This window comes from Chromobacterium sp. HL1, from assembly GCF_057418835.1.
Map to the genome: position 1 here is coordinate 4,645,903 of NZ_CP162399.1, position 24,306 is coordinate 4,670,208.

The following is a 24,306-nucleotide window of genomic DNA, read 5'->3' on the forward strand; positions in this document are numbered from 1 at the left end:
ATCAGCCTTGCAGTTTTTGCCATTCGTCCGGCGTGGCGGCCTTGACGATGGACAGAGCGTGAATTTCATTGCTGGCCAGGCGGGTGGCGATCACCTCCTTGACCAGGCGGTGGCGGTCGATCAGGCGCTTGCCCTCGAAAGCCGCCGACACGATGGTGGCGTAGAAGTGGTGGCCGTCGCCTTCCACTTCCAGATGGGTACAGGCCAGGCCGGCCTCGATGTACTGTTTGACTTGTTGCGGAGTAATCATGAGAAATCCCGTGGATGCGCTCAATGGCGCAGTTTATAGCCAGATTTGATCAGCCAGAGCGTCAGGCCCGACAAGACGGCGAAGCTGCCGCCCACCACGCCGGCCGACAGCCAGGGGCTGACGTCGGCCTGGCCGAAGAAGCCGTAGCGGAAGCCGTCTATCATGTAGAACACCGGGTTGAGATGAGACGCGGCGTACCAGAACGGCGGCAGGCTGTTGATCGAATAGAACACGCCTGACAGGAAAGTCAGCGGCATGATCAGAAAGTTCTGGAAGGCGGCCAGTTGATCGAACTTTTCCGCCCAGATGCCGGCCAGGATGCCCAGCGCGCCCAGCACGCCGCAGCCCAGCACGGCAAAGGTCAGCGCCCACAGCGGCTGAGCCGGCAGCGGCAGGCCGAACCAGCCGGTGATCAGCAAAACCCCGGCGCCGACGGCCAGGCCGCGCACGACGGAGGCCAGCAGATAGGCGCCGAAGAATTCCAGCGCGGTCAGCGGCGGCAGCAGCAGGAACACGATGTTGCCGGTGATCTTGGACTGGATCAGGCTGCTGGAGCTGTTGGCAAAGGCGTTCTGCGCCATCGACATCATCGCCAGGCCCGGAATCAGGAAGGCGGTGTAGCTGATGCCCGGATAGGCCTCGACATGGCGCGACAACACATGGGCGAAGATCAATTGATACATCAACGCGGTCAACACCGGCGCGGCCACGGTCTGGAACGCCACCTTCCAGAAGCGCACCAGCTCTTTCTTGAACAGGGTCATGAAGCCGGTCATGGCTGCGGCCCTCCATTCATCATCTTGACGAACACGCTTTCCAGATCCGTCTCCACCACGTTCAGTTCACGCACTTCCACCGCCGCTTCGCGCAGCGCGGTCAGCACCGCTTCCAGCTGGCCCAGATGCTCCAGCTGCAACACCACGCGGCGGTCCTCGTCGCGCAGCTTCAAAGGCAGCAAGGCCGCCGGCAAATCGCCGGACAGCAGCAAGGCCACTTCGCGGCGCGCGCTGTGCGCCAGCAACTTGTCCTTGTTCTCCAGCGCCACCAGCCGGCCCTTCTTCAGCATGGCGATGCGCGAGCACAAGGCCTCGGCCTCCTCCAGATAATGAGTGGTCAGCACAATGGTGTGGCCGGCGCGGTTCAGTTCCTGCACGAACACCCACAGACTCTGGCGCAGCTCCACGTCCACGCCGGCGGTGGGCTCGTCCAACACGATGACCGGCGGGCGGTGCACCAGCGCCTGGGCCACCATCACCCGGCGCTTCATGCCGCCGGACAGGGCGCGCATATTGCTGTGCGCCTTGTCCGCCAAACCCAGCTTGAACAGCAACTCGTCGATCCAGTCGTCGTTGCGGCCCAGGCCGAAGTAGCCGGACTGGAAGCGCAGCGTTTCCCGCACCGACAGAAAGGGATCGAACACCAGTTCCTGCGGCACCACGCCCAGCGCCTTGCGCGCGGCGCGGAAATCGCCGACCACTTCGTGGCCCATGATGCGGATGCTGCCGCTGTCCGGCCGCGACAAACCTGCCATCGCGGAAATCAGCGTGGTCTTGCCGGCCCCGTTGGGGCCGAGCAGGGCGAAGAATTCGCCCGGTGCGACGGTAAAGCCGACCTGGTCCAGCGCCTGCAGCTGGCCATAGCGCTTGCTCACCGCCTGAATTTCAATAGCCTGGGGCATGAGAGAGGTAACACCGACAACGCCGCGCGGCTGAAGCCGCCAACGGCGCTAATGGTTTGACAAAAAAGGTCAATTATAGCGCTGGGCTACGCTTGAGGGGGAGAGTTCTTCCATCACTTCCGGCAGGAATATTCCACGGTAGACATATTGCAACAGTTGCGTGGCATTCTCGCCCAGATTGGTCTGGCTGCCGTCCGCCAGCCAGCGGTTGATCAGGCCGTGATGCATGGACTGCAACACCTCGGCCACCGTCTCCGGCGTCACGTAGGGCAAGGTCTGGCCGGCATCCACCGCCATCTGCACCACCAGGGTCAATTGCTCGCGGGTTTCTTGCATATGCGCAACACACTCGTCGTGAATGGGAGCCAGTTCGCCGACATGCTCGCTACGCATAAACAGAATGAGTAATATACGACGAACCTGTTGGTTCTCCCCAATCATGGTCAGCAGCCGGTGGCTATGGTTCCACAAGGCCAGAGCCGGACTCGAGTGTGCCGTTCTCAACAATTGCTCGCAGATGTCATCAAACTGCCCGCCCATCCTGTCCAGCATCGCCCGGTACAAGTCCAGCTTGTTCTGGAAATGCCAATACACCGCGCCGCGCGTCAATCCCGCCGCGCTGGCGATGTCTGCCAGTGTCGTTTTAGAGACACCCTTCTCGCTAAAAAGCTGCTCCGCCGTATCCAGCAGCAGATGCCGCGTTTGTTCGGCTTCTTCCCGGGTTTTGCGTGCCATGTTGAACGTATCGCTGATCAAAGGGGTCTGTCGGAAGCCCGCACCATAACACAATGCGTCGCTGGAAGCATTTTACATACGTACACGCATGTATGTAAAATGTCGCGACTCAAGATCGATCAATTCCCACTATCAAAGAAAAATTGCAGTACCTTTTACTTATAACACTCATACCCCCACATTCCTGAGGACATCCCATGAAGATGCAAGGAAACACCTTCGCCCAGAAAGGCGGGCACTGGCTGTTGCTCACCGCTCTGGCCGCCAGCCTGATGGCCTGCGGTCAAAAAAACGACCAGCACGCCGGCGCCATGCCGCCGGTGCCGGTAGGCGTGATTGAAATCACCCCTAGCGATGTGCCGGTCTCCTTCGAATTCGTCGGCCAGGCGGCAGGCTCGCGAGAAGTGGAAGTACGCGCCCGTGTGGGCGGCATTCTGCTCAAGCGCGCCTATACCGAAGGCAAGCCGGTCAAACAGGGCGACTTGTTGTTCCAGATCGATCCGGAGCCGTTGAAGGCGACGCTGGACCAGGCCCAGGGCAATCTGCAAGTGCAACAGGCTCAGCTGGTGCGCACCAAGCAGGACTTCGACCGCATCAGCCCGCTGTTCAAAGAGAACGCGGTCAGCCAGAAAGACCGCGACGACGCGGTCAGCGCTTATGAAGCCGCCAAGGCTTCCGTCGCCGCCGCCCAGGCCCAGGTGCAGCAGGCCAAGATCAATCTTGGCTACGCCCGCGTCACCGCGCCGATTTCCGGCATGACCAGCCAGGAAACCCGTTCCGAAGGCAGCCTGGTGTCCACCAGCGCCGACGGCAGCCTGCTGACCAAGGTATCCCAGCTGGACCCGGTCTACGTCAATTTCAGCATGTCCGACAGCGACATGATGAATCTGCGCAAGATGCAGGACTCCGGCCAATTGAAGCTGGCCTCCAACGGCCACTTCAACGTGCAGCTGAAGCTGACCGACGGCTCCACCTACGGCAAGAGCGGCCGGCTGAACTTCACCGACAGCCTGGTGGACGCCAGCACCGGCACCATCCGTTCGCGGGCCACCTTCGCCAACCCGGACGGCAGCATTCTGCCCGGCCAGTTCGTGCGCGTGATCCTGCAAGGCGCCCAACGCAGCAACGCCATCGCCGTGCCGCAGCGCGCGGTGCTGACCTCGCAGCAGGGCAAGATGGTCTGGGTCGTCGGCGCCGACAACAAGGTGCAGCCGCGTCCCATCACCGTGTCCCAGGACGTGGGTCTGAACGTATTGGTGGAAAGCGGCCTGAAAGCCGGCGACAAAGTGGTGGTGGACAACATCATCAAGCTGCGCCCGGGCGCCGATGTGAAGCCGCATCCGTTCAAGGCCGACGCCAGCGCGCCCGCCGCCGCGCCCAAACAATAAGGCAAAGGGGTAACCATCCATGTTTTCCGCCTTTTTCATCAGGCGGCCCATCTTCGCCAGCGTGATCTCCATCGTGATCACGCTGGCCGGCTTGGCCGCCCTCAAGGCATTGCCCATTGAGCAGTACCCGGAAATCGTGCCGCCGATGATCTCGGTGAGCGCGAGCTACCCGGGCGCCTCCGCCGAGGTGATCGCCAACACCGTCGCTTCGCCGCTGGAACAGGCGATCAACGGCGTGGACGACATGCTCTATGTGCAGTCCACCAGCTCCTCCAGCGGCAAGCTGTCGCTGAGCGTGACCTTCAAGATCGGCACCGACGCCGACCAGGCCACCATCAACGTCAACAACCGCGTGCAGTCGGTGTTGTCGCAGCTGCCGGAAGAAGTCCGCCGGCAAGGCGTCAACGTGACCAAGAAATCCTCGGCCTTCCTGCAGGTGATTTCGCTGTTCTCGCCGGACAAGACCTACGACACCCTGTTCATCAGCAACTACGCGCTGTTGAACGTGGTGGACGAGCTCAAGCGGGTGCCGGGCGTGGGCGACGTGATCAACTTCGCCGGCCAGGACTACTCGATGCGCGTCTGGCTGAAGCCCGATCGCCTGGCCCAGCTCAAGCTGACGCCCAGCGACGTGGCCGCCGCCATCCGCGAGCAGAACGCTCAGTTCGCCGCCGGCAAGGTGGGCGCGGAGCCGGTCAAAGGCAAGCAGGACTTCACCTACACCGTGACCACCCAGGGCCGCCTGTCCGAACCGGAAGAGTTCGAGAACATCATCGTGCGCTCCAACCCGGACGGCTCCGCCGTGCGGCTGAAAGACGTGGCGCGCGTGGAACTGGGCGCCTTGTCCTATGACTTCACCGGCACGCACAACGGCCGGCCCACCATCCCGATCGGCATCTTCCTGGCGCCCGGCGCCAACCAGCTGGCCACCGCGCAAGCCGTGGAACAGACGATGCAGAAACTGGCGGTGAGCTTCCCCAAAGGCCTGAACTACGCCATCCCTTACGACACCACCAAGTTCGTGGAAGTGTCGATCAAAGAGGTGTACTCCACGCTGGCCGAAGCCATGGTGCTGGTATTCCTGGTGGTGTTCCTGTTCCTGCAGAACTGGCGCGCAACCCTGATTCCCTGCCTGGCGGTGCCCGTCTCCATCATCGGCACCTTCGCCGGCATGTACGCCTTCGGCTTCACCATCAACACCCTGACGCTGTTCGGCCTGGTGCTGGCCATCGGCATCGTGGTGGACGACGCCATCGTGGTGCTGGAAAACGTCGAACGCCTGATGACCCAGGAAAAGCTGTCGCCGCTGCAAGCCAGCTTCAAGGCGATGGATGAAGTGTCCGGCGCGCTGGTGGCCATCGTGCTGGTGCTGTGCTCGGTGTTCATCCCGGTGGCCTTCCTCGGCGGCATCGCCGGCCAGATGTACAAGCAGTTCGCCATCACCATCGCGGTGTCGGTGTCGATTTCCGGCCTGGTGGCCCTGACCCTGACCCCGGCGCTGTGCGCGCTGCTGTTGAAGGAAGGCCATCAGCATCCGGCCCGCTTCTTCGTCTGGTTCAACAACTGGTTCGATCGCCTGACCCAGGGTTATTCCCGCGGCGTGGTGTTCCTGATCAAGCGCAGCGCGGTGGGCATCCTGCTGTTCGCCGGCCTGATCGCCATCTGCGTCGGCCTGTTCCGCATCATCCCGTCCAGCCTGGCCCCGGACGAGGACCAGGGCTACATCATCGCCGCCGCCTTCCTGCCGGACGGCGCGTCGATGCAGCGCACCTCGGCCACCATGACCAAGCTGGACGCGATGACCAGCAAGAACCCGGCGGTCCAGGACGTGATGAGCTTCGCCGGCTTCGACATCCTGACCGGCGGCAACAAGACCAACGCCGGCGTGTCCTTCATCACCCTGAAACCGTGGGATGAGCGCAAAACGCCCAACCTGTCGTCTCAGGCCGTGGTGGGCGACACCTTCGCCAAGGGCATGATGGGCATCACCGACGGCATCGTGCTGGCCTTCAACCCGCCGCCGATCTCCGGCATGTCCAACACCGGCGGTTTCGAGGCCTATGTGCAAAGCCGCGGCGGCGCCAGCTCCGTGGAACTGGGCGAAGTCACCAAGAAACTGGTGGCCGCGGCCGCCAAACGCCCGGAACTGAAAGGGGTGCAAACCACCTTCTCCGCCAGCGTGCCGCAGATCTACGTCAAGCTGGATCGGGCCAAGGCCAAGTCCCTGGGCGTGCCGGTCAACACCGTGTTCGACACCATGCAGAGCACCTTCGGCGCGCTGTACGTCAACGACTTCAACAAGTTCGGCCGCACCTTCCGCGTGCAGCTGCAATCGGAGGCGGATTTCCGCACCCGGGTTGAAGACCTGCGCAACATCTATGTGCGTTCGCAGGACGGCAATATGATCCCGCTGACGGCGCTGGTGACCATCAAGCACACCACCGGTCCGGAAAGCCTGGAGCGCTTCAACATCTTCCCGGCGGCCAAGCTGGTGGGCGGTCCCGCGCCCGGCTTCAGCTCCGGCGAGGCGTTGAACGTGCTGGAAGCCGTGGCCAAGGACACCTTGCCCGACGGCTACACCCTGGCGTGGACCGGTTCCGCCTTCCAGGAGAAATCCACCAGCGGTTCTTCCGCCGTGGTGTTCGGCTTCGGCATGATCATGGTGTTCCTGATCCTGGCGGCGCAGTACGAACGCTGGAGCCTGCCTATCAGCGTGCTGATGGCGGTGCCTTTCGCCATGTTCGGCGCGCTGATGGCCAACTGGATGCGCGGACTCGCCAACGACGTCTACTTCCAGGTGGCCTTGGTGACGCTGATCGGCCTATCGGCCAAGAACGCGATCCTGATCGTGGAGTTCGCCGTCCAACAAATGGAAGAAGAAGGCCTAAGCGTGGTCGAAGCCGCCATCGAGGCCGCCAAACTGCGCTTCCGCCCCATCGTGATGACTTCGCTGGCCTTCGTGCTGGGTTGCATGCCCTTGGCCATCTCCAGCGGCGCCGGCTCCGCCAGCCGCCACTCGATCGGCACCGGCGTGGTGGGCGGCATGTTGGCCGCCACCTTCATCGCCACCTTCTTCATCCCGATGTTCTTCATGCTCATCATGAAGTTCAGCAAACCGAAACAGCCTCAGCCCGCGGCCGAGGCAGGAGACAAGGCCGATGCTTAAACGCGCCCTGATTCCCTCATTGGTGGCGCTGGCGCTGACCGCTTGCGCGGTCGGCCCCGACTACAGCCGCCCCAAACTGGAGCTGCCGGACAGCGCCCAGGCCCAGAACCCGGCCATCGCCCTGGACTGGTGGAAGCAGTTCAACGATCCGGTGCTGGATCAGTTGATCGCCCAAGCCCTGGAACACAACCAGGACCTGGCCGCCGCCTCCGCCCGCGTCGACGAAGCCGCGGCCCAGGCCGGCATCGCCCGCGCCCAGCTGCTGCCGGCGCTGAACGCCAACGCCGGTTATCAGCGCGGCCGCGCTTCCAGCACGACAAGCACGCCGGGCGCGCCGCTGGTCAGCGACGTGCGCAACGCCAACCTCACCGCGTCTTGGGAACTGGACCTGTGGGGCAAGCTGCGCCGCGGCAATGAAGCGGCCCGCGCCGACTTCGCCGCCAGCCGTTTCGCCCGCGACAGCTCGAAGCTGGCGATCGCCGCGCAAACCGCGCAGACCTATTTCCAGCTGCGCGCCTACGACGCCCAGTTGGACATCGCCAAGCGCACGCTGCAAAGCCGCGAGGAATCGCTGAAGCTGCAGACCAAGCGCTTCAAGGGCGGCTTGATCTCGGAGCTGGACCAGCAGCAGGCCGAGGCCGAGGCGGCCTCCGCCCGCGCCAAGGTGCCGCAGATCGCCAGCGCGCTGGAGCAGACCGAAAGCGCGCTGGGCGTGCTGCTCGGCCACTCGCCCAAGCAGCTGGTGGCCGGCGGCATCCAGCGCGGCCAAAGCCTGGACGCGCTGTCCGCCCCGCCGGAAGTGCCGGCCGGGCTGTCCTCCAGCCTGCTGGAGCGTCGGCCGGACATCGCCGCCAGCGAGCAGCAGCTGATTGCGGCCAACGCCCGCATCGGCGTGGCGCGCGCGGCCTACTTCCCCAGCATCAGCCTGAGCGGGGCGCTGGGTTCGCAAAGCCTGTCACTGGACACCCTGTTCACCGGCCCGACGCGGACCTGGAGCTTTGTCGGCAATCTGGCGGCGCCGGTGTTCAACTTCGGCCAGACCGGCTACGCGGTGGACGCGGCCAGCGCGCGGCAGAAACAGGCGCTGGCGCAGTATCAGAAGACGGTGCAAAGCGCGTTCAAGGACGCGCTGGACGCACTGTCCGGCTACGGCGCGGCGCGGGAGATCCAGGCGGCGCAGACCACGCAGTTCCAGGCCTTGAACAAATCGCTGCGCCTGGCCAATCTGCGTTACGACAACGGCTACGCCAGCTATCTGGACGTGCTGGACGCGCAACGCAACAGCTTCCAGGCGGAGCTGGGCCTGGTGAGCGCCAAGCTGGACCAACTGAATGCCGTGGTGGGCCTGTACAAGGCGCTGGGCGGCGGCTGGGAAGCCCCGGCCAAGTCCTGATCCGCTACGTGCAAAGACAAACCCCGCCTTGGCGGGGTTTTTTATTGGCTAACCGCGGCATCAGGCCGGGAGAGCCGGCCACACTACATGGTCAAGGTCCGGCACGGACTCGGGCATATCCCGCAGTTGCTTGCGGTAGGCCTGCCAGGCGGTTCGCTGCTCGGCGCTGTACGGCGCGTCCGGCAACTGGGTTTTGTCGGACGCGGCTAGCAGACGGTCACGCTCAATACGCAGCAGCTCCAACTTGGCTGCGCGAATCAGCTGGCTCGCAGTGGCCGCGTCGACGTCTAGTTCGGCCAGTTGGTCGGCGGGCACATTGATCATGCCGTTAGGCAGTTTGGCAATCATCAGCATCGGAATCTCCTGGAGTTAAGCGGTCGGCGCGTCGACAAAGGCGTTCAGGGTTTGCGGCGGCGCAACGCGGCTGGCCAATGCAATAGGGCTGGCCACCCAGCGGGTGTTGACATGCTCATAACGCGCCAACTCCCTCTCCTCCCCTTTCCCATCATGAAAACCAAAATTCAAGGGCAAATTAGAAATGACTCGATAATTCAAACCCCCGCCACGCAGATAAGCTCCACTCAACACCATATTGCACTCAGCCAACGTTCCCTCCGGAAGGCTGTTGTACGCCGGCTTATTCACATCTATCCGATTTTGCTTGCAATACATCGCATGGGCGACATGCGACACCGTTGGATTATAGGTTTCGCTGAAGCGCTTGATTTCGAGAAACTTGGCGTCCCCGCCCCAAGCCACGTCACTGCCCTCCATTTCCAGCAACAAGCCCGCCTGATGCACACTGCTGGCATTCAACGGCCGCTCCGTCTCGGCGCCATTCCACGCATAATGACGAACAATGGATACCTGATGGACTCCGACATCTCCCGCGGACTGGAAACGCCACCACACCGGATAGAAGAAGTCCTTGCTGCCACCGATAGTAAAATCGATGACGATGCGGCGTTCCGGCGTATTCTCCTTGCGCCAATCCTCCATTTGCTGAATCTTGACATCCACGCGTCGATCGATATCGGCAATCTTGCCGTTTACCGTGCCGGTCAGCGCGTTCGACGCCTGTACCAGTTCCGCGATATTGCTTTCCAAGCTCATCATGCTCTCCAATAGTTCATCACAGAGTTCGGCCGGAACCCAGAGTCCGACCATGCTTTTCGTCCACATCAAGAAAGGTATGAACGAACTCGAGACTGACAAGGAAGCATTCTGGCACTGGCAAAATGCGCTGTATCTTAAAACATTTTAAAAAAGCAAAGGAAGCCACCTCCCCAAGTGGCTTCTTATTCATCCCTTCCAATCAGGGTTGAATTTTCTCAAGCTCGTCGAAGTCTGGGTTGGCACCACCTCTCCAAGCCAGAACCGCATCGATGAATGTACCCATTGCTTCGACCTCCTCCTTTTTTCCTCTACGCACGATGTTCAACTGTTGTTGGATGCTATAGGCGCTAAGGATTTTCCCCTCCGCCGCTGCCCGCAGATAATGATCAGCATCCACCTCCGGCACCTCGGTGCCTTCTGTATAATCAAACCAGCCGCCATCCAAATTCAGGCCGGCCGCTCCTTCATCAAATTCATTAATATTTTCAATATAGTCCATGATGTTTCTCCTTAACTAAAAACGATGGTCGCGTTGGCATTACCTGCCACACCGCTACTCGCCGGGGAGTACTTGACTTTGTTTTCTATTGATTTGGCAGAGCTACCTGTCGCATTGATGAATCCTCCGTTGGTTGCCTCATAAGCGATGACCGAACAATGACTGGCTGAGCTACCAACCACACTAGCCAGACCCGCCAGATCAACATAGAAACCCTTCTCAACATTTTGAATAGCCAGATCACTACCAAATACAGCGCCTTGATACCGTGCGCCAACACCTACCTTACAATCCTTGATTGCAGAAGGCTCCCCATCATTTGGGTGAACCTCCACTTTAGAACCGGAACTGCTGTAAATACCATAATTGGCACAATCTCGGATTTGTACTCCATAGGCAAAAACAACACTATTCTTGCCGGCAAGGCACCCCGTATCACTGCACTGGCTAATCACAGCACGATGCGCTGTTACAAAAGATTGATAGTCAGCCTTGATTCCAATGGTTATGACTTTGACACCATCAGGCCTGACACTTACAAACTGCTTCCCCCTTCCTTTTAACTTCACGTCATCAACAGTCGCTCGAGAAAAATCATGCACCAATATTCCATGACCGCCAAAATCTGTTACCTTTAAACCAGGGCAAAAATAAAGACTGCCATAAATCAATTCAACACCATTATGCACACCTTCTATTTGTATAGAGTTAGGGTCGGACACCACATAAGCTCCTCTTTGCAAATTCACGCCACGCCAAGTGAAATTTTTATCGGCATCGTTCTCTCCGACAATTTTAAACCCACTAAAATTGACCCCCCGCACCCCATTAAAAATCATCCCATGAGAAAGCTTGGCGTTATCCGGCACAAACTTAAGCACACATGCCTCCGGGTTTTTGATATTGCCTTCAATCCTGATCCGATGCGCATAGGGCTGCCCTCTCAAATGAATTGAAGTACTGGTGTGCACCCCGTCACTCACTTTAATTTTCACATCATGTCGCAATACCTTGCCACTCAAGGATGTCCACGCCTCATAAATCGTCTTGAAGGGCTTGCCCGGTCCCACTTCCAGAATCTGGCTGGCCGTGGTTCCCCAATTGGCCATCGTGCTGTCCATTTTAGCGACTTGAACATCCACCCTTTTATCAATAGCGCCGATCTTGCCATTGACAACTCCAGTCAATGCATTTGCTGACTTGACCAGATCTGCAACATTGCTTTCCAAGCTCATCTCTTTCTCCTTAAAGTCAAACAACAACACACAGCCATTTCGGCTGACATCAAAACCGCCTTTACCAACACTCTTTCATGACAAGTCCAGCAATTAATGAACATTTAAATTAATAAATTCAATAAATGCCGAACTAAACAGCGGATCAGCGTATTCATGAGATAGACGGGGAAGCCCTGCGACAAGTGCTGGATGCTGTCTCTTTACCGCATGCGATGTGCCAGCAACATCAGCACAGCTCGCCTAGACGGCTCAAAATAGTTTCATCCTCAACGCTTGGCTGCCCGCCTCCCCCCACGATCCGTTGGCTCAAATGCCCAGATGTTGTTTCACGAACAAATGCTGGAGACTGACGATGGCCGCCGCGTTGGCAGTGGCCAGTTCCAGGCCAGCGCGTTTATCGGCGGCATGCTCCTGCTCCAATGCTCGGCTTTGGCTTTGCAGGGCGGCCACCTGCGGTTCCAGCGCCTGCTGCTTGTCCGCCTGCGCGCGGATGCGATAGTCGCGCTCCAGACCGCGGGTGGCCTCGCTGATCTGGGCGGCGGCCAAAGCCGCCAACTCGCTGGCCAGGCTCAAATTGAGGCCGGCGCCGCTGGACTGGATGGTGACACTGTCCGGCGGCAGCGCGTTCAAGGCCAGGTCATAGGCCAGCAGCAATTGCACATCGGCGGCCTTATAGGCCAGCGCCGCCTTCGGGTCCGACCAGACCGCCAGCAAAGTGCCGTCCGCCAGAATGAAGCCGATCTCGCGCACCCAGAACGCCTTGTCGTCGTCGGCGATGGCGGTCAGATGGATCTGGGTATTGCCCAGCCGTTCGCCGCCGGCGATAGGGTAGCGCGCCTGCTCGCCGCGCAATTTGGTCTGGCTCTGCGCAGGCGCGTAAGCGCCGTCGCCCAAGGCGATGTGAGTGATCTGCGCGGACACGCCATCATTGCTGGCGCGCCAGATCGCGGCCAGGCCGGCGGCGGTGATAAGAGGTGCTAAAGGGGTGCTCACAACGATGCCTCCATGGTGACGTGGACCACGCCATAGATCTGCGTGGCGGATGAAAGGGCCAGCGGCTGCTGCGGCGCCAGCCGCATCGGCGCCGTCTCGGCGCTGCGGCGGATCAACGCGCGCGCCTGAGCGGCCGAAGCCAGGCCCAAGCGGCCGTTGAAGCGCGCGCCCAGCTTGAAGCGATAAGTGCTGCGCGCCGGCTTGGCGAGCTCCACCATGCGCCGCAGCCGGCGGTAAAGCTCGGGATTCAACAAGGCCTGGCCGGGCAACAGATTGTCGTTGGCCCAGGCGGTCAATTCGAAGGTATAGGGCGCGGCCGGCGGCTGGCGCTGCCACCACTCCTCCAGTTCCACCGTCACGCCGAGGATGCGGAACACTTCGCGCAGCGCCCAGGGCGTGCCCTTGTGTCGATGCAGTTCTATGCTCTGCTTGATCAGATCTCGGCGCTGCCGCTCGCTCTGGGTCAGCAGCCAGCCTTCATCGCCGTCGATATGGAATTGCTCGGCCAACAGGGGCAACAACTCCGGCTTGGCCGCGTCCACCAGATAGACCAGCAAGCCGCCTGGATCGATGTCGCCCAAGCGTTCGCTCAGCCGGGCCAGCGAGCCGAAGCGCGCGTCGCGCGCCAGCAGATTGGGGGTCACATCAGCCATCCTGGCCTCCGGTCATTTCCAGCTGAATGCCGGTGCAGTGCGACCAGCCTTGCGGCGGCACCACCTGGGTGGCGGCCGGCTCCAGCAAAGTCACCTGGTAAACGCCGGACACCGACAGCGTGGCGATCAGCTGCGACGGCACGATGTCACGGCCCAAGCGCTCCGCCTGCGCCTGCACGAAAGCGCCGACGGCGGCCTGCGCCTGCTGCTGCACGGTTTTGGGATCGACGTCGCGATACGGCGTCAGCCGCGCGCGCACCCGGTAGCCGTAATCCTCCGGCGGCAAGACCTCCACCAGATCGGTCAGCGGCCGCACCCGGTCGGCGCTGCAGGCGGCGGCCACCACGCTGAGCAGGCTGTCCGGCGGCATGCCGGTCTTGGTCAGCGGGTATAGCCGCACCACGCCGGGCGGCACCTGATTGGCGCTTTGCAATTCGCCGTTCTGCTGTTGCAAGCTGGCGCTGATCACCGCCACGTCGGCGATGTCCTGATGCGCGCGCAGCGCGTGGTGACGATAGGAGGCGGCGCTGCCGGCCACGCTGAACGACTCCGGCGCCAGCCTAATCCGCGCGCGCAAACGCTCGTCATCCTCGGCGTCGGCGCCGCCGGCGCTGGTATCGATATTGACCACGCTGGCGTCCACGTCCAGTTCATCCACCAGAGCGTTGATCTGGCCCGGCACAAAGCCGTTGCCGGCGGCGCCGGCCTCCACCGCGCTGACCGGCACGTCGACGCTGCTGCTGCCGGCGGGCGCAATCTGGCTGGCCAGCGTTTGGAACTGCACTCCGCCGCCGGCCACCAGGGTCTGCGCCGGAATCAGCTGCGCCAGCGCCAGCGGCTGGGAGAAGGCGATGCGCACCGTGCAGCGCGCGTGCTGGGCCGGCAAGCGGCTGACGCCGACCAATTCGCCCAGGTAGTCCAGCATGGGCGCGCGAGCGAAGGCCACCAGGTTTTGACGGCCGGCGTCGTTGAAGGCGGCGCGAACCACGCTTTCGCGATAGGCGATCAAATCGATCAGCAAACGCTCCACCTGGCCGGGATAGAGCGTCTTGCCGCTCATCTTCTGGTAGGCGTCGATCAGCTCGGCGGTGACGAGATGCGGATCGTCATCAATGAACTTGGGCAAGTCTGGGGTCATGGAAGAACGTCCTTGAATGGGGAGCGGCGGCGGCCAGGCGCGGCCGCCGCGGAGCGCCGAAGAGGAAGCGGATGGCGAAATGATCCGCCATCATGCTCCCCGCCGGCTTTTAAAGCCGTTTGGAAAAGAACTTGAACAGACTGCCGGCGCGGCCGGCTTCGGCTTCCGGCAAAGCGGCGGCGAAATCGCCGGCGGCCAGCTGCTGCAGCCGGGACACGGCCTCGTCGGTCGCCGCGCGCGCCGCCGTCTCGTCCGCTGCCTGACGCACCGCCTCCTTGCCCTTCAGCCGCGCGTCGCGGATTGCGTACAGCGCCTGTTCGCAGGCCGCCGCCTTGACCAGGATGCTGTCCGCCGCCTGCTGGCCATCCCAAGCCTTGGCTTCGGCCCAGGAGCGCACCGCCGGCGGCGCCTCGCCCTTGTAAGCGGCGTCCTTGAACGCCTGCGCCTCGGCGGCGGCGCGCTGGTATTCGGCCAGACGCGGCGGCGAAATCGCATGCCAGTTGGCAATCGCGTCCGCCTCGGCGTCCAGGCGCGCGCACTGCGCCAATTTATGCTGCTCCAGCCGCTCGGCTTGCAAGGCGGCGTCAAATCGCCATTCCGCACCGGTCCACACATGATCGGCGGAAGGCTGCGCCGGACGCAGCTCGCCATCGTAAGACAGCAGGTTTTCCACCATTCTCATCGCACCACCTCCCAAGTCAGCAAGGCATTGACGCAGTTGCTGTAACTGATGGCCAAGCCGTTGTCGTAATCGGCGGGCAACAGGTTCTTGGTGCCCTCCCCCATCAAATGCTCATCGCCGTTTGCGCCCGCGGCGTCGCCGATTTGATGCTCCATCTGCAAGACCTGCCACATCGACTTGCCGGCGATGTGCTCGAACATGCCGGTGCAGGTGGACACCACCATATCGCCCACCACGTTATTGGACGTGATGAGCACGGCGGCGGGGCCCGTCCAGTTCGAGTAACTGGACATGTTCGCCGTACCGCCGCCGGTGCCGGTAGGGCAGCCCAACCAATAGGCGGCGCCCGTCCAGCCCCCGCTGCCATGACTAATTTGCGAAATTTGCGTCGGATGCGGCGTGATCGTCGACGCGGTGATCCGCCCGGTTTTGATGAAGGGATCGAACGGCAGATAGACGGTGCCGGAGCCATTCATCGTCGCGGACCAGCTGCTTGCGCCGCGATTGATCACTTTTTGCACAACGGGCGCGCTGCCGGCCGCGCCGGTGATCACCCTGGCCAAACAGATATCCAAGGCCGTGGAGAAAAAACCGCCTCCCGCCGCGCCATTGGCGGCCCCCTTCAAGGACGCCGGCGCCGCGTCCGTCAACGCCCCTTTCTGCACATAGCAAGTCAAGACGCCGGACACAATCTGGGCGCGCAGGAAGTACTCGCTGCCGGGCGCCAATACCGGGCTGGTCCAGGCGCTGGTGACGAAGGTTCCCGCTTTGCCGGCGCCGGATTGAGTGTCCTGCCCCAGGCTGATGGCGATGCCGGCCGGCACCGACACCGTGCCGCCCTGGCCCGCCACCGCTGCCACGGTCATCGCCATCCGGTTGTCCGCCGTCGCCACGCAGGGCAGCGGCAAGGCGGTCAGGGGCAAGTCCCGCTTCGCCAACTCCTCGGCGATGCGCTGCTCCACCGCGGAGCGCGTGGCCAGCACCACGCTGGGGTCCACCAGCAGGGTGACCGCCGCGGTGTTGGACACTTCCAAAATCATCCGCACATAGAGCTGCTTATTGGAGCCGGCCGCCAGCAGCGGCTTGTAACTCTCGGGAAATTTGCCGACGGCGATCAGATCGCCGCGACTGTCGAACAGGCCCACCTCGCGGATGTAAAAACCGCCCACCGTATCCGGCAGCACCGCCTCCGCCACCACCCAGTTGGGGTTGTTCGGATCCACCGCTAGGTGGTTGAGCGCGCCGCGCCAGGTTTCGTGCTTGAGCGTGGTCTGGCTCTCGCTTGGCGTGTAATACCCGCCGTTGTCGCCGTCGCCCACCGCCATCTGGCTGATCTGCAGCGGCGCGCCGTTGGCTTGCGCCGCCGCCAGCTTGGCCTTGCCGCTGGCGGTGAGAAGCGTGAAAAACTCATTGGCCATCGATTGCTCCTGGAAAAGATTCAAGGGGTCTCATGCTGCGGGATAAAGCGTGACCGTCTCGACGCTGGCGTGCGCCAGGCCCAGCGTCACCGGCGCCTGCTGCCGCAGCGCCGTCGTCTGAAACGGATAGACAGTAGCGGTCTCCACGCTGTCTAACGCCAGCGCGGCGTTCAAGCTGGCGCGCTGCTCCAGCGACACCGGCTGGAACGGCAGCACGGTGGCCAGTTCGCCGGCCTGGGTGGTCAAGGCCAGCACCGGAACGGCGCTGCGGTTGCTCAACACCAGCGCCAGCTGCTCCAGCACCGAGCGGGCGTTCTTGTACTCGTTGATCATCGCCTCCAGCGCCGCCAGCGTGGCGGCGTCTATGCCGCGGGCGGCCAGGTCGATTTGGATTTTGAAGTAATAAGGCTTGCCGCCGTATTCGAACCATTCGCTGATCTGGCCGGACAAGGCCAGCGTGGCCAGCACCTGTTGCAAGGACCAGCGCGTGCCCTTGCTGCGGTGCAGGTGGATGGACTGTTTGATCAGCTCGCGCCGCTGGCGCTCGCCCTGGCTCAGCCGCCAGCCCTCGTCGCCGGCGACATGGAATTGCTCGGCCAGCGCCGGCAGCCAGCCGGCGTCCACCTGATCCACCAGATAGACCAGCAAGGTGCTCAGATCGGCGTCGCCCAAGCGGGTGGTGAGCTGCGCCAGTTGGCCGAAGCGTTCGTCCTTGGCCAACATATTGGGCACGGTTCCGCTGCCCGTAGCCGCCGCGCTCATAGCCGCAACTCGGTTTCGCGGATCACGCCGTCGGCCAGCCGCCATTGCACGCTGAGCCGCGCGTCGCCGTTGCCGCCCACGCTGTAGAACACTCGCGCCACGGCGACGCGCGGTTCGCCGTACAAGGGGTGGCTGATCGCCTCCACCGCCTCGCGCACCACATGCGGCCGGGCCCGATCCACCGGGTAGTCCAGGTAACGGAACAAATCGCTGCCAAACTCCGGCCGCAGCGGATCGCTGCCCTTGGGCGTGCCCAAGATGATGCGCAAGGCCTGATGGATGTCGTCGAGGTTTTCGACGATGTCAGCGGGGGATGCCTGATCGCGGGCCTGCAAGGCCGGCTGCCAGTGCAAGGAGGAGATGTCGGATATGCGGGTCATGGGCCTATGATGCCGCAAGGCCCGCCGCGGGGCTTTTAAAGCCGGTTAGGGAAACAATTGAATTACAAGGACAATTTCGCGAATGCCGCCGCATCCGGCGGAAGCCTTGCCTCCATGCCTTGACCCTCCGCACCCGGTCGGCAACAATCCCCCCGTTGCCGCCCACATGCGGCACACGGGATTGGCGTCCCGTTGCTATGAAATTACGCAAGCAGTACACCCATGGCTCTGCCAACTTGGCAGGCGTGTGGTGGGAGAGTGCTATGCACTCGCCGGTTTCATAGCTCGGTACGCCAATCCTGCCACGCGCCTGCCCAATACCTCAGCCTTCCCCGGCAGGTGGTTTATCTTGTGTCACAGCAGGAGAAACACCATGCAACAGCCTCAAAACTTTCCCCCGCACCGTCGCTACAAACTGAACGCCCTGGGACAACAGGAAGCCCTGCTCCCCTTCGTCCGCTTCTGCCCCGGCCGCACCTACCCGCATTACTGGCAAATGCCTACGCCCAGCAAGGATCTCCTCGCCGACCACGCCTATGGCCGCGAATGCGCGGCTCACCTATTGCAATGGCTGAAGGACAACCGGGAATATGTCGGCAAAGGCCTGCTCAGCCGCGTGGCGCGCGACATCGATTTTGACGACCGCGCCGGACGCGGCCAGTGGATGGGTTTCTTCAACTATCTGGAAATCATGATGCTGCTGGGCGCCGACCGGGTCCGGGTCTACCGCCATGTAGACAGCCAACACCAGATCTACCTGGCGCTGGAGCAGCGCTTCAGCCTGGAAGCGCGCTTCCGCCGCATCCGCCTGCGAAACCGCTAAGCGCCTTGCGGTGGGTATCCCCGCGCTCCACCCACCCTACAGTGAACGGTCTTGTAGGGTGGGTGGAGCCGCAGGCGATACCCACCAAACCCCGCCGCCAAGATCCAAGCATCGGTCCCATCGCGTTTCCGCGTAGGCATCGCCGGGCTCCGCCCACCCTAGGGCAGGAGGCTTGTCGGACGGATGGCGCCTTCAGAAACGGGCCACTGAAACCAAGGCCTCCGCCTGTTCAAGCGCCGCAGGCCAGGCGCACTTGCTCCAGCAATGCGTCCGCCCGCGCCCAGTCGCTGTAGCGGCTCGGGCGCGCCGCGGCCTCGTAATCCCGCATGGCCCCATCGATATAGTCTTGCAGGCCCGGCGTGGCCGGGCCGTACTCCGGCGCGCCGCCGGCGGTTTTCAAGGCCAGCAGGCCGGCCAGCTCATCGCGCAGCCGGACATCGTCCAAAGTCCCAGCGACCAATTCCGCCAGCGCCAGCGGCGGCATGCCGCGCCGCGTCTTCACCCATTGCGCCGCCAGCAAGGGCCGCAGCACGTACAGGTATTTTTTCAGTCGCAGTTGTTGCTCGAGCTTGCGGCCGCGGTAGTTCTTACGCGCCACGGACAGATAATGCCAATAGGCCGCCTCGCCGGCGAAGTGCTCCGGCCCCAGGTCCCGCAAGACCCGGCAGGCCACCGGGTGCTGGCGGTAGACCTGCGGCGAGGCCAGCCACTCCAGCAGCGCGGCGTTGCCGCCCAGGCTCAGCCGCAGCGCCTTGCGCAGCTCCCAGCCGCTGATGTCCAGCCCGTCGGCCAGCGGCAGTTCGATCACGTCGCGCCGGTCGCCGGTCTCGTACCACGCTTCCGGATGCAGGTAGACGAAGCGCACATCGTAATCGCTGTCCGGCGCGGCGTAGCCCCAGCAGCGGCTGCCGCCTTCGGCCGCGTAAAGGATGCGCACGCCGTGGCTCGCCTCCACTTGTTCCAAGCGCGCCAGCACCAGCCGCCGCGCGGCCTCCGCCGGGCGCTCGGCATGGTCCGGGCGGGTGCATGCTTCCATCGACATGCTTCGATTCTCCCTGTCTCGCCGCGGCGCGCCGGAAGATGGCGCGTCGTCCCGCCGATTGCAAAATTTCCCTTTACCCCATTTAAGCTATTTAATACAAATGGCGGCATGCCGTTGGAAACCGATGCCGCCGGCGGGCCCACACCATAATAACCGGGCCGGGAACCGGCGTCCGCTCGCAACGGCTTTTGGGGAAGAACACATATGAAGCGATGGGGACAACCATGATCACCACCATCAAGGGCAAGATTCTGGCCAGTTCCGGCCTGCTGATCCTGATCGGTTTTTGCGTGCTGGCCGGCGTCAATATCTACGCCAGTTATCAGAGCGCGGAGAAGGCGGTGCTGGACAACGCCAAGCTGTTGGCCGAAAGCGAGGCCGGCCAGGTGCAACGCTTGCTGGGCAAGACTTACGATTCGGCCCAGGTGGTGGCCGAGTCCGCGGTGGCGGTCAAGCACAATCTGCCGCCCAACGCCCGCCAGCTGATATCCGACATCGTCAAAGGCCAGTTGCCCAACAATCCGGACGCGGTCGGCTATTGGGCGATCTGGGAGCCCAACGCGCTGGACGGCCGCGACGCGGAGCTGGCCGGCAAGGAGCACAACGACAAGACCGGCCGCAGCGGCGTGTACTGGTATCGCAAGAGCGGCAAGATCGACGTGGTGTGGGGCGGCGAGGGCGTGGACGACAGCGCCTACTACACCGAGCCGCGCAAAACCGGCAAGCCGATGCTGACCGAGCCTTACGTCGATCCCGACATCAAGATCCTGATGGGCACCATTTCCTTTCCCCTGTCGAGCAACGGCAAGGTCTTGGGCGTGGCCGGCTGCGATATCGCGCTCGGTCATTTGCAGGAGCTGGCCGCCAAGGTCAAGCCTTATCAGAGCGGCTTCATGAGTTTGTATTCCAATAGCGGCGTGCAGCTGGCCGGCCGCGACCCGGCGCTCAACGGCAAGGCGGACGCCGGTCTGCCGGCGGCGGCCAAGACGGCGATCAAGGGCGGTCAGCCGGCGGAGTACGACAGCGACGACGGCTTCCGCCACTTCATCATGCCCATCACCGTGGGCGAGGCCGGCATGCCGTGGGCGGTGCGCATTTCCATCCCTTTGAGCGAGGCGTTCGCGCCGGTGCGCGCGGCCAGCTGGCAGTCGGCCTTGATCAGCCTGGGCATTCTGGCGCTGATCCTGTTGCTGCTGGGCGCCACGCTCAGCCAGTTGCTGCGCCCGCTGGGCCGGCTGCAATCGGCGATGAGCGAGCTGGCCTCCGGCAGCGGCGATCTGACCCGGGCGCTACCCATCGCCAGCCGCGACGAGATCGGTCTGGCCGCCGGCGCCTTCAATACCTTCACCGGCTCGCTGCGCACGATGATGCTGGACGTACGCCGCCACGCCGGCGATGTGCTGGGTTCGGTGCGCCAGTTGTCCGGTGACGTGGATCAGATCCGCGGCAGCTCGGCGCGCCAGTCCGAGGCCGCCAACGCCACCGCCGCCAGCGTGGAGCAGTTGTCGGTCAGCGTCAGCCACATCGCGGAATCGGCTCGCGTGGCTGAGCAGCGCGCGCGCGAGGCCGATACGCTGTCCAGCGAGGCTTCGGCCAATGTCGACGCCACCGTGCGCGAGATCGGCCGCATTTCGCAGACGGTGCGCGAGCTGGCCGAGGTGCTGAGCGGCATGCAGCAGCGCTCGGACCAGATCAGCGGCATCGTGTCGGTGATCCGCGACATCGCCGACCAGACCAATCTCTTGGCGCTGAACGCGGCGATCGAGGCGGCGCGCGCCGGCGAGATGGGCCGCGGCTTCGCGGTGGTGGCGGACGAAGTGCGCAAGCTGGCCGAGCGCACCGCTCAGGCCACGCTGGAAATCTCCGGCGTGATCCAGACCATGCAGCAGGACACCACCAAGGCCTCCGACAGCATGGACGGCGCGCTGCGCCAGGTGGACCAGGGGGTGAAGCTGGCCGAGGAATCGGCGCAATCGATCCAGCAGATCAGCGGCCACGCCCAGCAAGTGGTGGAATCCGTGGGCGACATCGCCGCCTCCACCTCCGAACAGTCCAGCGCCAGCCAGGAAATCGCCCGCCACATCGAAAACATTCACGGCATGTTGCTGCAAACCGACGAATCCATCAGCCAGGCGCAGCAGGCCACCACTTTGTTGGCGCGCCTGGGCGAGGAGCTGGATTCCCTGATTGGAAAATTCAAGCTGTAGCCGCGGCTTGGTCGGATTTTTTGATCGACTCTTGCGGTTTTTTGCGCTTTTTTCGCGCCGCCCCGGCCCGTATAGTCCGTTCATGGCCGGCCGCCCTCCGCGGCCGGCGTCATCAATCAAGGCCGGCGCGCCGGCAGGAGAACGCAAGATGGACAAATGGATCGCATTGCTTGCCCGCGTGCTGTTGGCTCAGGTCTTCATCCTGGCCGGGATAGGCAAACTCGGCGCCGGCTACGCCGCCACCCAAGGTTATATGGCCGCGATGGGCGTGCCCGGCTTCTTGCTGCCGCTGGTGATCGCTTTGGAAATCGGCGGCGGTCTGGCCTTGGCGCTGGGCGTGCAAGCGCGCTGGGTGGCCTTGCTGCTGGCCGGTTTCTCGGTCGCCTCGGCGCTGCTCTTCCACTGGGAACCGGGCAATAGCCAGCAAATGATCCAGCTGACCAAGAACCTGGCCATGGCCGGCGGCCTGCTGATGGTGTTCGCCCACGGCGCGGGCAAGCTGTCCTGGGACGGCCGCAAGGACTGAGAGCCTGCTCAAAATGTGCCGCGCGTCGGCGGGAGAGTGAGGCAGGAGCGTTGAACAGGCTCTGCACCGGCCCGGGCCGCGACGGCCCGCCCTCCTCTTGCCCGCCGACTCGTGCCACAATGCCGCATTGCATTGAATCGAGCGCGCCATGTCCCTGCATTTCCACGTGATTCCGGTCACGCCGTTTGCCCAGAACTGTTCCATCCTGTGGTGCGACGCCAGCGGCCGCGCCGCGGTGGTGGACGCCGGCGGCGATATCGAACGCATCGCCGACTGGACCGCCCGCCAGAACCTGACGGTGGAAAAACTGCTGCTGACCCACGGCCATATCGACCACGCCGGCGGCGCCGCGCGCCTGGCCGAGCAACTGGGCGTCAAGATAGAAGGCCCGCAGCGCGCGGAAAGCTTCTGGCTGGATCAACTGCCGCAGCAAGGCCATATGTTCGGCTTTCCGCGCAGCGAGGCGCTGACGCCGGACCGCTGGCTGGAGGAAGGCGACACTGTCAGCGTGGGCGAGGAAAGCCTGAACGTGATCCATTGCCCCGGCCACACCCCCGGCCATGTGGTGTTTCACAGCCCAAGCGCGCGGCTGCTGATCGCCGGCGACGTGCTGTTCCAGGGCTCGATCGGCCGCACCGACTTTCCAATGGGCAATCACCAGCAACTGATCGACGCCATCCAGCAAAAGCTGTTCCTGCTGCCGGACGACACCACGGTGGTGCCGGGCCACGGCCCTTTGACCACCTTGGGCGAGGAAAAGCGCAGCAACCCCTATGTGGCCAACCCTCGCTACCGCTGAGCCGCGATGCCTCCCGAATTTGAACGCAAGGTGATCGCGCTGCTGCTGGCGCTGCCGCCGGGCCGGGTCACCACTTACGGCGCCCTGGCGGAACAGGCCGGCTATCCGCGCCATTCGCGCCACGTCGGCCGTTTGCTCAGCCATTTGCCGGAAGGCCTCAGCGTGCCCTGGTTTCGGGTGCTGGGCGCCGGAGGGCGCATCTCGCGGCCGGGCAGCGAGCAGGCCGACTGGCAGCGCTTGCTGCTGGAAGAGGACGGGGTGGAATTGAGCGCGGCCGGCAAGGTGGATTTAAGGCGTTACGGCTGGCCGGACGCGCATTTTTGTAGCAAAAAACTGTAGTTCCACAACATTTAATGTTTCATTCCAAATATCTATAGCTCAAAATACATCGCATTTACATAAAATGACAAAAATGCGACAGGCGCATTGTAAATACTTTGCAAACGAATATTTCTGAGCTAGTCTGCGCCCGCGCCGACAGGTCTGTCCGCGCGCACTACACGCTACACGCACAATATTCTGGTGAAACAATGAAAACTCGCAATCTGCTGCTGGCCCTGGCTCTGGTGGGCGGCTGTACCCTGGCGCAAGCCGGTGATTACTCCTTCGGCAATGTCAGCTTCAACCAGTTGAACTGGTCGCCGAGCACCTTGGATCGCACGCAAGCCGGCCCGTTCGGCGCCAAGCGCAACTTCCAATACCTGGAAGCCGAAGGCGGCATCGGCCGTTCCTGGGGCGATGTTTACGGCTTCTTCGATCTGGAGAACTGGAACCGCAACGACAAGGAAATGCCGGCAGGCGATCGTCGCTACACCACCAAGGTAGTTGCGCGTTTCAACCTAGCTGAAGTCGGCGGCGTGCCGGTCAAGCTGTACACCCACGTATACGATACCCGCGGCCACAATTTCTTTGACCAGAACCGCGTAGTGGGCCTGGGCACCGACCTTAGCTTCGGCAAAGTCTGGTTCAAGCCTTTCCTCGGCTTCCACCAGGAACTGAAATATGGCGTTGGCGCCAATATGAACGGCTATATGGCCGGTTATGTCGCCGGTTTCGACTTCACCGCCTTCGGCCAGCCGTTCTCGGTGACCCAGTGGCACGAAACCGAATTCGACCGCGCCAAGGAATACACCACCCTGGCCACCCCGAACGGCGTAAGCGAACGCCGCACCGGCCAGAACGGCGCCATCGGCCTGTGGTGGACCCCGGTCAAATCCATGACCGCCGGTCTGCAGTACCGCTACGCCGTCAACAAGCTGGGCGTGGCCGGCAACGAAAACGCCGTCATCTACTCGCTGAAATACAACTTCTAAGCCCTATCGGCCTGGAAATGAAAGCCACCCTTCGCGGTGGCTTTTTTCATATTGGCCTTCTCCCGCGGCAAGCTTGGCCTCAAGGCCGATTGACACCTTACTTACTA

At 62.8% G+C, this 24,306-nt stretch carries 25 protein-coding genes; 9 read left to right on the forward strand and 16 right to left on the reverse strand.

Annotation, left to right across the window (positions count from 1 at the left end; genetic code table 11):
• Position 1: 1 nt before the first annotated feature.
• The 4 genes from AB1Z25_RS21210 to AB1Z25_RS21225 all read right to left on the reverse strand — a co-directional run bounded on the left by AB1Z25_RS21210 (position 2) and on the right by AB1Z25_RS21225 (position 2,663).
• Positions 2-250, reverse strand: coding sequence for a BolA family protein (locus AB1Z25_RS21210; protein WP_048407933.1), 249 nt, complete (start codon positions 248-250; stop codon positions 2-4).
• Positions 251-270: 20 nt separating this feature from the next.
• Complete coding sequence (locus AB1Z25_RS21215; RefSeq protein WP_107801060.1) at positions 271-1,026, reverse strand: ABC transporter permease; 756 nt, start codon at positions 1,024-1,026, stop codon at positions 271-273.
• The gene (locus AB1Z25_RS21220; RefSeq protein WP_486636111.1) at positions 1,023-1,928 is read right to left on the reverse strand and encodes an ABC transporter ATP-binding protein; all 906 of its coding nucleotides are present in this window, start codon (positions 1,926-1,928) and stop codon (positions 1,023-1,025) included. The genes AB1Z25_RS21215 and AB1Z25_RS21220 overlap by 4 nt, the downstream gene beginning before the upstream one ends.
• A gap of 69 nt (positions 1,929-1,997) precedes the next feature.
• The gene (locus AB1Z25_RS21225; protein ID WP_107801062.1) at positions 1,998-2,663 is read right to left on the reverse strand and encodes a TetR family transcriptional regulator; all 666 of its coding nucleotides are present in this window, start codon (positions 2,661-2,663) and stop codon (positions 1,998-2,000) included.
• A 197-nt stretch (positions 2,664-2,860) separates the two neighbouring features.
• On the opposite strand from AB1Z25_RS21225, the gene AB1Z25_RS21230 reads away from it, so the two are divergent.
• Genes AB1Z25_RS21230 through AB1Z25_RS21240 form a run of 3 tightly spaced genes read left to right on the forward strand, consistent with a single transcriptional unit; the run spans position 2,861 to position 8,610 of the window.
• A complete protein-coding gene (locus AB1Z25_RS21230) occupies positions 2,861-4,051 on the forward strand; it encodes an efflux RND transporter periplasmic adaptor subunit (protein ID WP_227105658.1) in 1,191 nt (396 codons plus the stop codon).
• Between the two features lie 19 nt (positions 4,052-4,070).
• A complete protein-coding gene (locus AB1Z25_RS21235) occupies positions 4,071-7,217 on the forward strand; it encodes an efflux RND transporter permease subunit (protein ID WP_107801063.1) in 3,147 nt (1,048 codons plus the stop codon).
• The gene (locus AB1Z25_RS21240) at positions 7,210-8,610 is read left to right on the forward strand and encodes an efflux transporter outer membrane subunit (protein WP_486636113.1); all 1,401 of its coding nucleotides are present in this window, start codon (positions 7,210-7,212) and stop codon (positions 8,608-8,610) included. The genes AB1Z25_RS21235 and AB1Z25_RS21240 overlap by 8 nt, the downstream gene beginning before the upstream one ends.
• Positions 8,611-8,670: 60 nt before the next feature.
• Here AB1Z25_RS21240 and AB1Z25_RS21245 read toward each other — a convergent pair whose 3' ends face one another.
• The 11 genes from AB1Z25_RS21245 to AB1Z25_RS21295 all read right to left on the reverse strand — a co-directional run bounded on the left by AB1Z25_RS21245 (position 8,671) and on the right by AB1Z25_RS21295 (position 17,489).
• Entirely contained in the window at positions 8,671-8,964 is a 294-nt protein-coding gene (locus AB1Z25_RS21245) for a tail fiber assembly protein (protein ID WP_227105664.1), read from the reverse strand.
• A 15-nt stretch (positions 8,965-8,979) separates the two neighbouring features.
• Positions 8,980-9,723 carry a hypothetical protein gene (locus AB1Z25_RS21250; protein ID WP_235085802.1) on the reverse strand — a complete coding sequence of 248 codons (744 nt, stop codon included), beginning with the start codon at positions 9,721-9,723 and terminating at the stop codon, positions 8,980-8,982.
• 202 nt (positions 9,724-9,925) lie between these two features.
• Positions 9,926-10,225, reverse strand: coding sequence for a hypothetical protein (locus AB1Z25_RS21255; RefSeq protein ID WP_107801555.1), 300 nt, complete (start codon positions 10,223-10,225; stop codon positions 9,926-9,928).
• Positions 10,226-10,236: 11 nt separating this feature from the next.
• Entirely contained in the window at positions 10,237-11,460 is a 1,224-nt protein-coding gene (locus AB1Z25_RS21260; RefSeq protein ID WP_486636114.1) for a hypothetical protein, read from the reverse strand.
• 309 nt (positions 11,461-11,769) lie between these two features.
• Entirely contained in the window at positions 11,770-12,456 is a 687-nt protein-coding gene (locus tag AB1Z25_RS21265) for a phage tail-collar fiber domain-containing protein (RefSeq protein ID WP_486636115.1), read from the reverse strand.
• Positions 12,453-13,109, reverse strand: a complete 657-nt coding sequence (locus AB1Z25_RS21270) for a phage tail protein I (RefSeq protein ID WP_486636116.1) — start codon at positions 13,107-13,109, stop codon at positions 12,453-12,455. The genes AB1Z25_RS21265 and AB1Z25_RS21270 overlap by 4 nt, the downstream gene beginning before the upstream one ends.
• Entirely contained in the window at positions 13,102-14,247 is a 1,146-nt protein-coding gene (locus tag AB1Z25_RS21275) for a baseplate assembly protein (RefSeq protein ID WP_107801561.1), read from the reverse strand. Before AB1Z25_RS21275 ends, AB1Z25_RS21270 begins: the two co-directional genes overlap by 8 nt.
• Positions 14,248-14,356: 109 nt before the next feature.
• Positions 14,357-14,929 (reverse strand): hypothetical protein, encoded by a 573-nt coding sequence (locus AB1Z25_RS21280; protein ID WP_486636117.1) that lies wholly within the window; start codon positions 14,927-14,929, stop codon positions 14,357-14,359.
• Positions 14,926-16,347 carry a phage tail protein gene (locus AB1Z25_RS21285; protein ID WP_486636118.1) on the reverse strand — a complete coding sequence of 474 codons (1,422 nt, stop codon included), beginning with the start codon at positions 16,345-16,347 and terminating at the stop codon, positions 14,926-14,928. The genes AB1Z25_RS21280 and AB1Z25_RS21285 overlap by 4 nt, the downstream gene beginning before the upstream one ends.
• Positions 16,348-16,377: 30 nt before the next feature.
• Positions 16,378-17,109, reverse strand: a complete 732-nt coding sequence (locus tag AB1Z25_RS21290; protein ID WP_486636119.1) for a phage tail protein I — start codon at positions 17,107-17,109, stop codon at positions 16,378-16,380.
• On the reverse strand, positions 17,106-17,489 hold the full coding sequence (locus AB1Z25_RS21295; RefSeq protein ID WP_107801567.1) for a GPW/gp25 family protein: 384 nt from the start codon (positions 17,487-17,489) through the stop codon (positions 17,106-17,108). The genes AB1Z25_RS21290 and AB1Z25_RS21295 overlap by 4 nt, the downstream gene beginning before the upstream one ends.
• Before the next feature lie 373 nt (positions 17,490-17,862).
• On the opposite strand from AB1Z25_RS21295, the gene AB1Z25_RS21300 reads away from it, so the two are divergent.
• A complete protein-coding gene (locus tag AB1Z25_RS21300; RefSeq protein WP_486636120.1) occupies positions 17,863-18,312 on the forward strand; it encodes a hypothetical protein in 450 nt (149 codons plus the stop codon).
• A 229-nt stretch (positions 18,313-18,541) separates the two neighbouring features.
• On the opposite strand, the gene AB1Z25_RS21305 is transcribed toward AB1Z25_RS21300, so the two are convergent.
• Positions 18,542-19,354, reverse strand: a complete 813-nt coding sequence (locus AB1Z25_RS21305) for a nucleotidyltransferase domain-containing protein (protein ID WP_486636121.1) — start codon at positions 19,352-19,354, stop codon at positions 18,542-18,544.
• 224 nt (positions 19,355-19,578) lie between these two features.
• Here AB1Z25_RS21305 and AB1Z25_RS21310 point away from each other — a divergent pair, with 224 nt between their 5' ends.
• The 5 genes from AB1Z25_RS21310 to AB1Z25_RS21330 all read left to right on the forward strand — a co-directional run bounded on the left by AB1Z25_RS21310 (position 19,579) and on the right by AB1Z25_RS21330 (position 24,199).
• A complete protein-coding gene (locus AB1Z25_RS21310) occupies positions 19,579-21,561 on the forward strand; it encodes a methyl-accepting chemotaxis protein (RefSeq protein WP_158274386.1) in 1,983 nt (660 codons plus the stop codon).
• 148 nt (positions 21,562-21,709) lie between these two features.
• Positions 21,710-22,087 carry a DoxX family protein gene (locus AB1Z25_RS21315; RefSeq protein ID WP_107801175.1) on the forward strand — a complete coding sequence of 126 codons (378 nt, stop codon included), beginning with the start codon at positions 21,710-21,712 and terminating at the stop codon, positions 22,085-22,087.
• A 148-nt stretch (positions 22,088-22,235) separates the two neighbouring features.
• Positions 22,236-22,886 carry an MBL fold metallo-hydrolase gene (locus AB1Z25_RS21320; protein ID WP_227105681.1) on the forward strand — a complete coding sequence of 217 codons (651 nt, stop codon included), beginning with the start codon at positions 22,236-22,238 and terminating at the stop codon, positions 22,884-22,886.
• 6 nt (positions 22,887-22,892) lie between these two features.
• The gene (locus tag AB1Z25_RS21325; RefSeq protein WP_227105683.1) at positions 22,893-23,225 is read left to right on the forward strand and encodes an MGMT family protein; all 333 of its coding nucleotides are present in this window, start codon (positions 22,893-22,895) and stop codon (positions 23,223-23,225) included.
• Between the two features lie 191 nt (positions 23,226-23,416).
• Positions 23,417-24,199 carry an outer membrane protein OmpK gene (locus tag AB1Z25_RS21330; RefSeq protein WP_227105685.1) on the forward strand — a complete coding sequence of 261 codons (783 nt, stop codon included), beginning with the start codon at positions 23,417-23,419 and terminating at the stop codon, positions 24,197-24,199.
• Positions 24,200-24,306 lie beyond the last annotated feature (107 nt).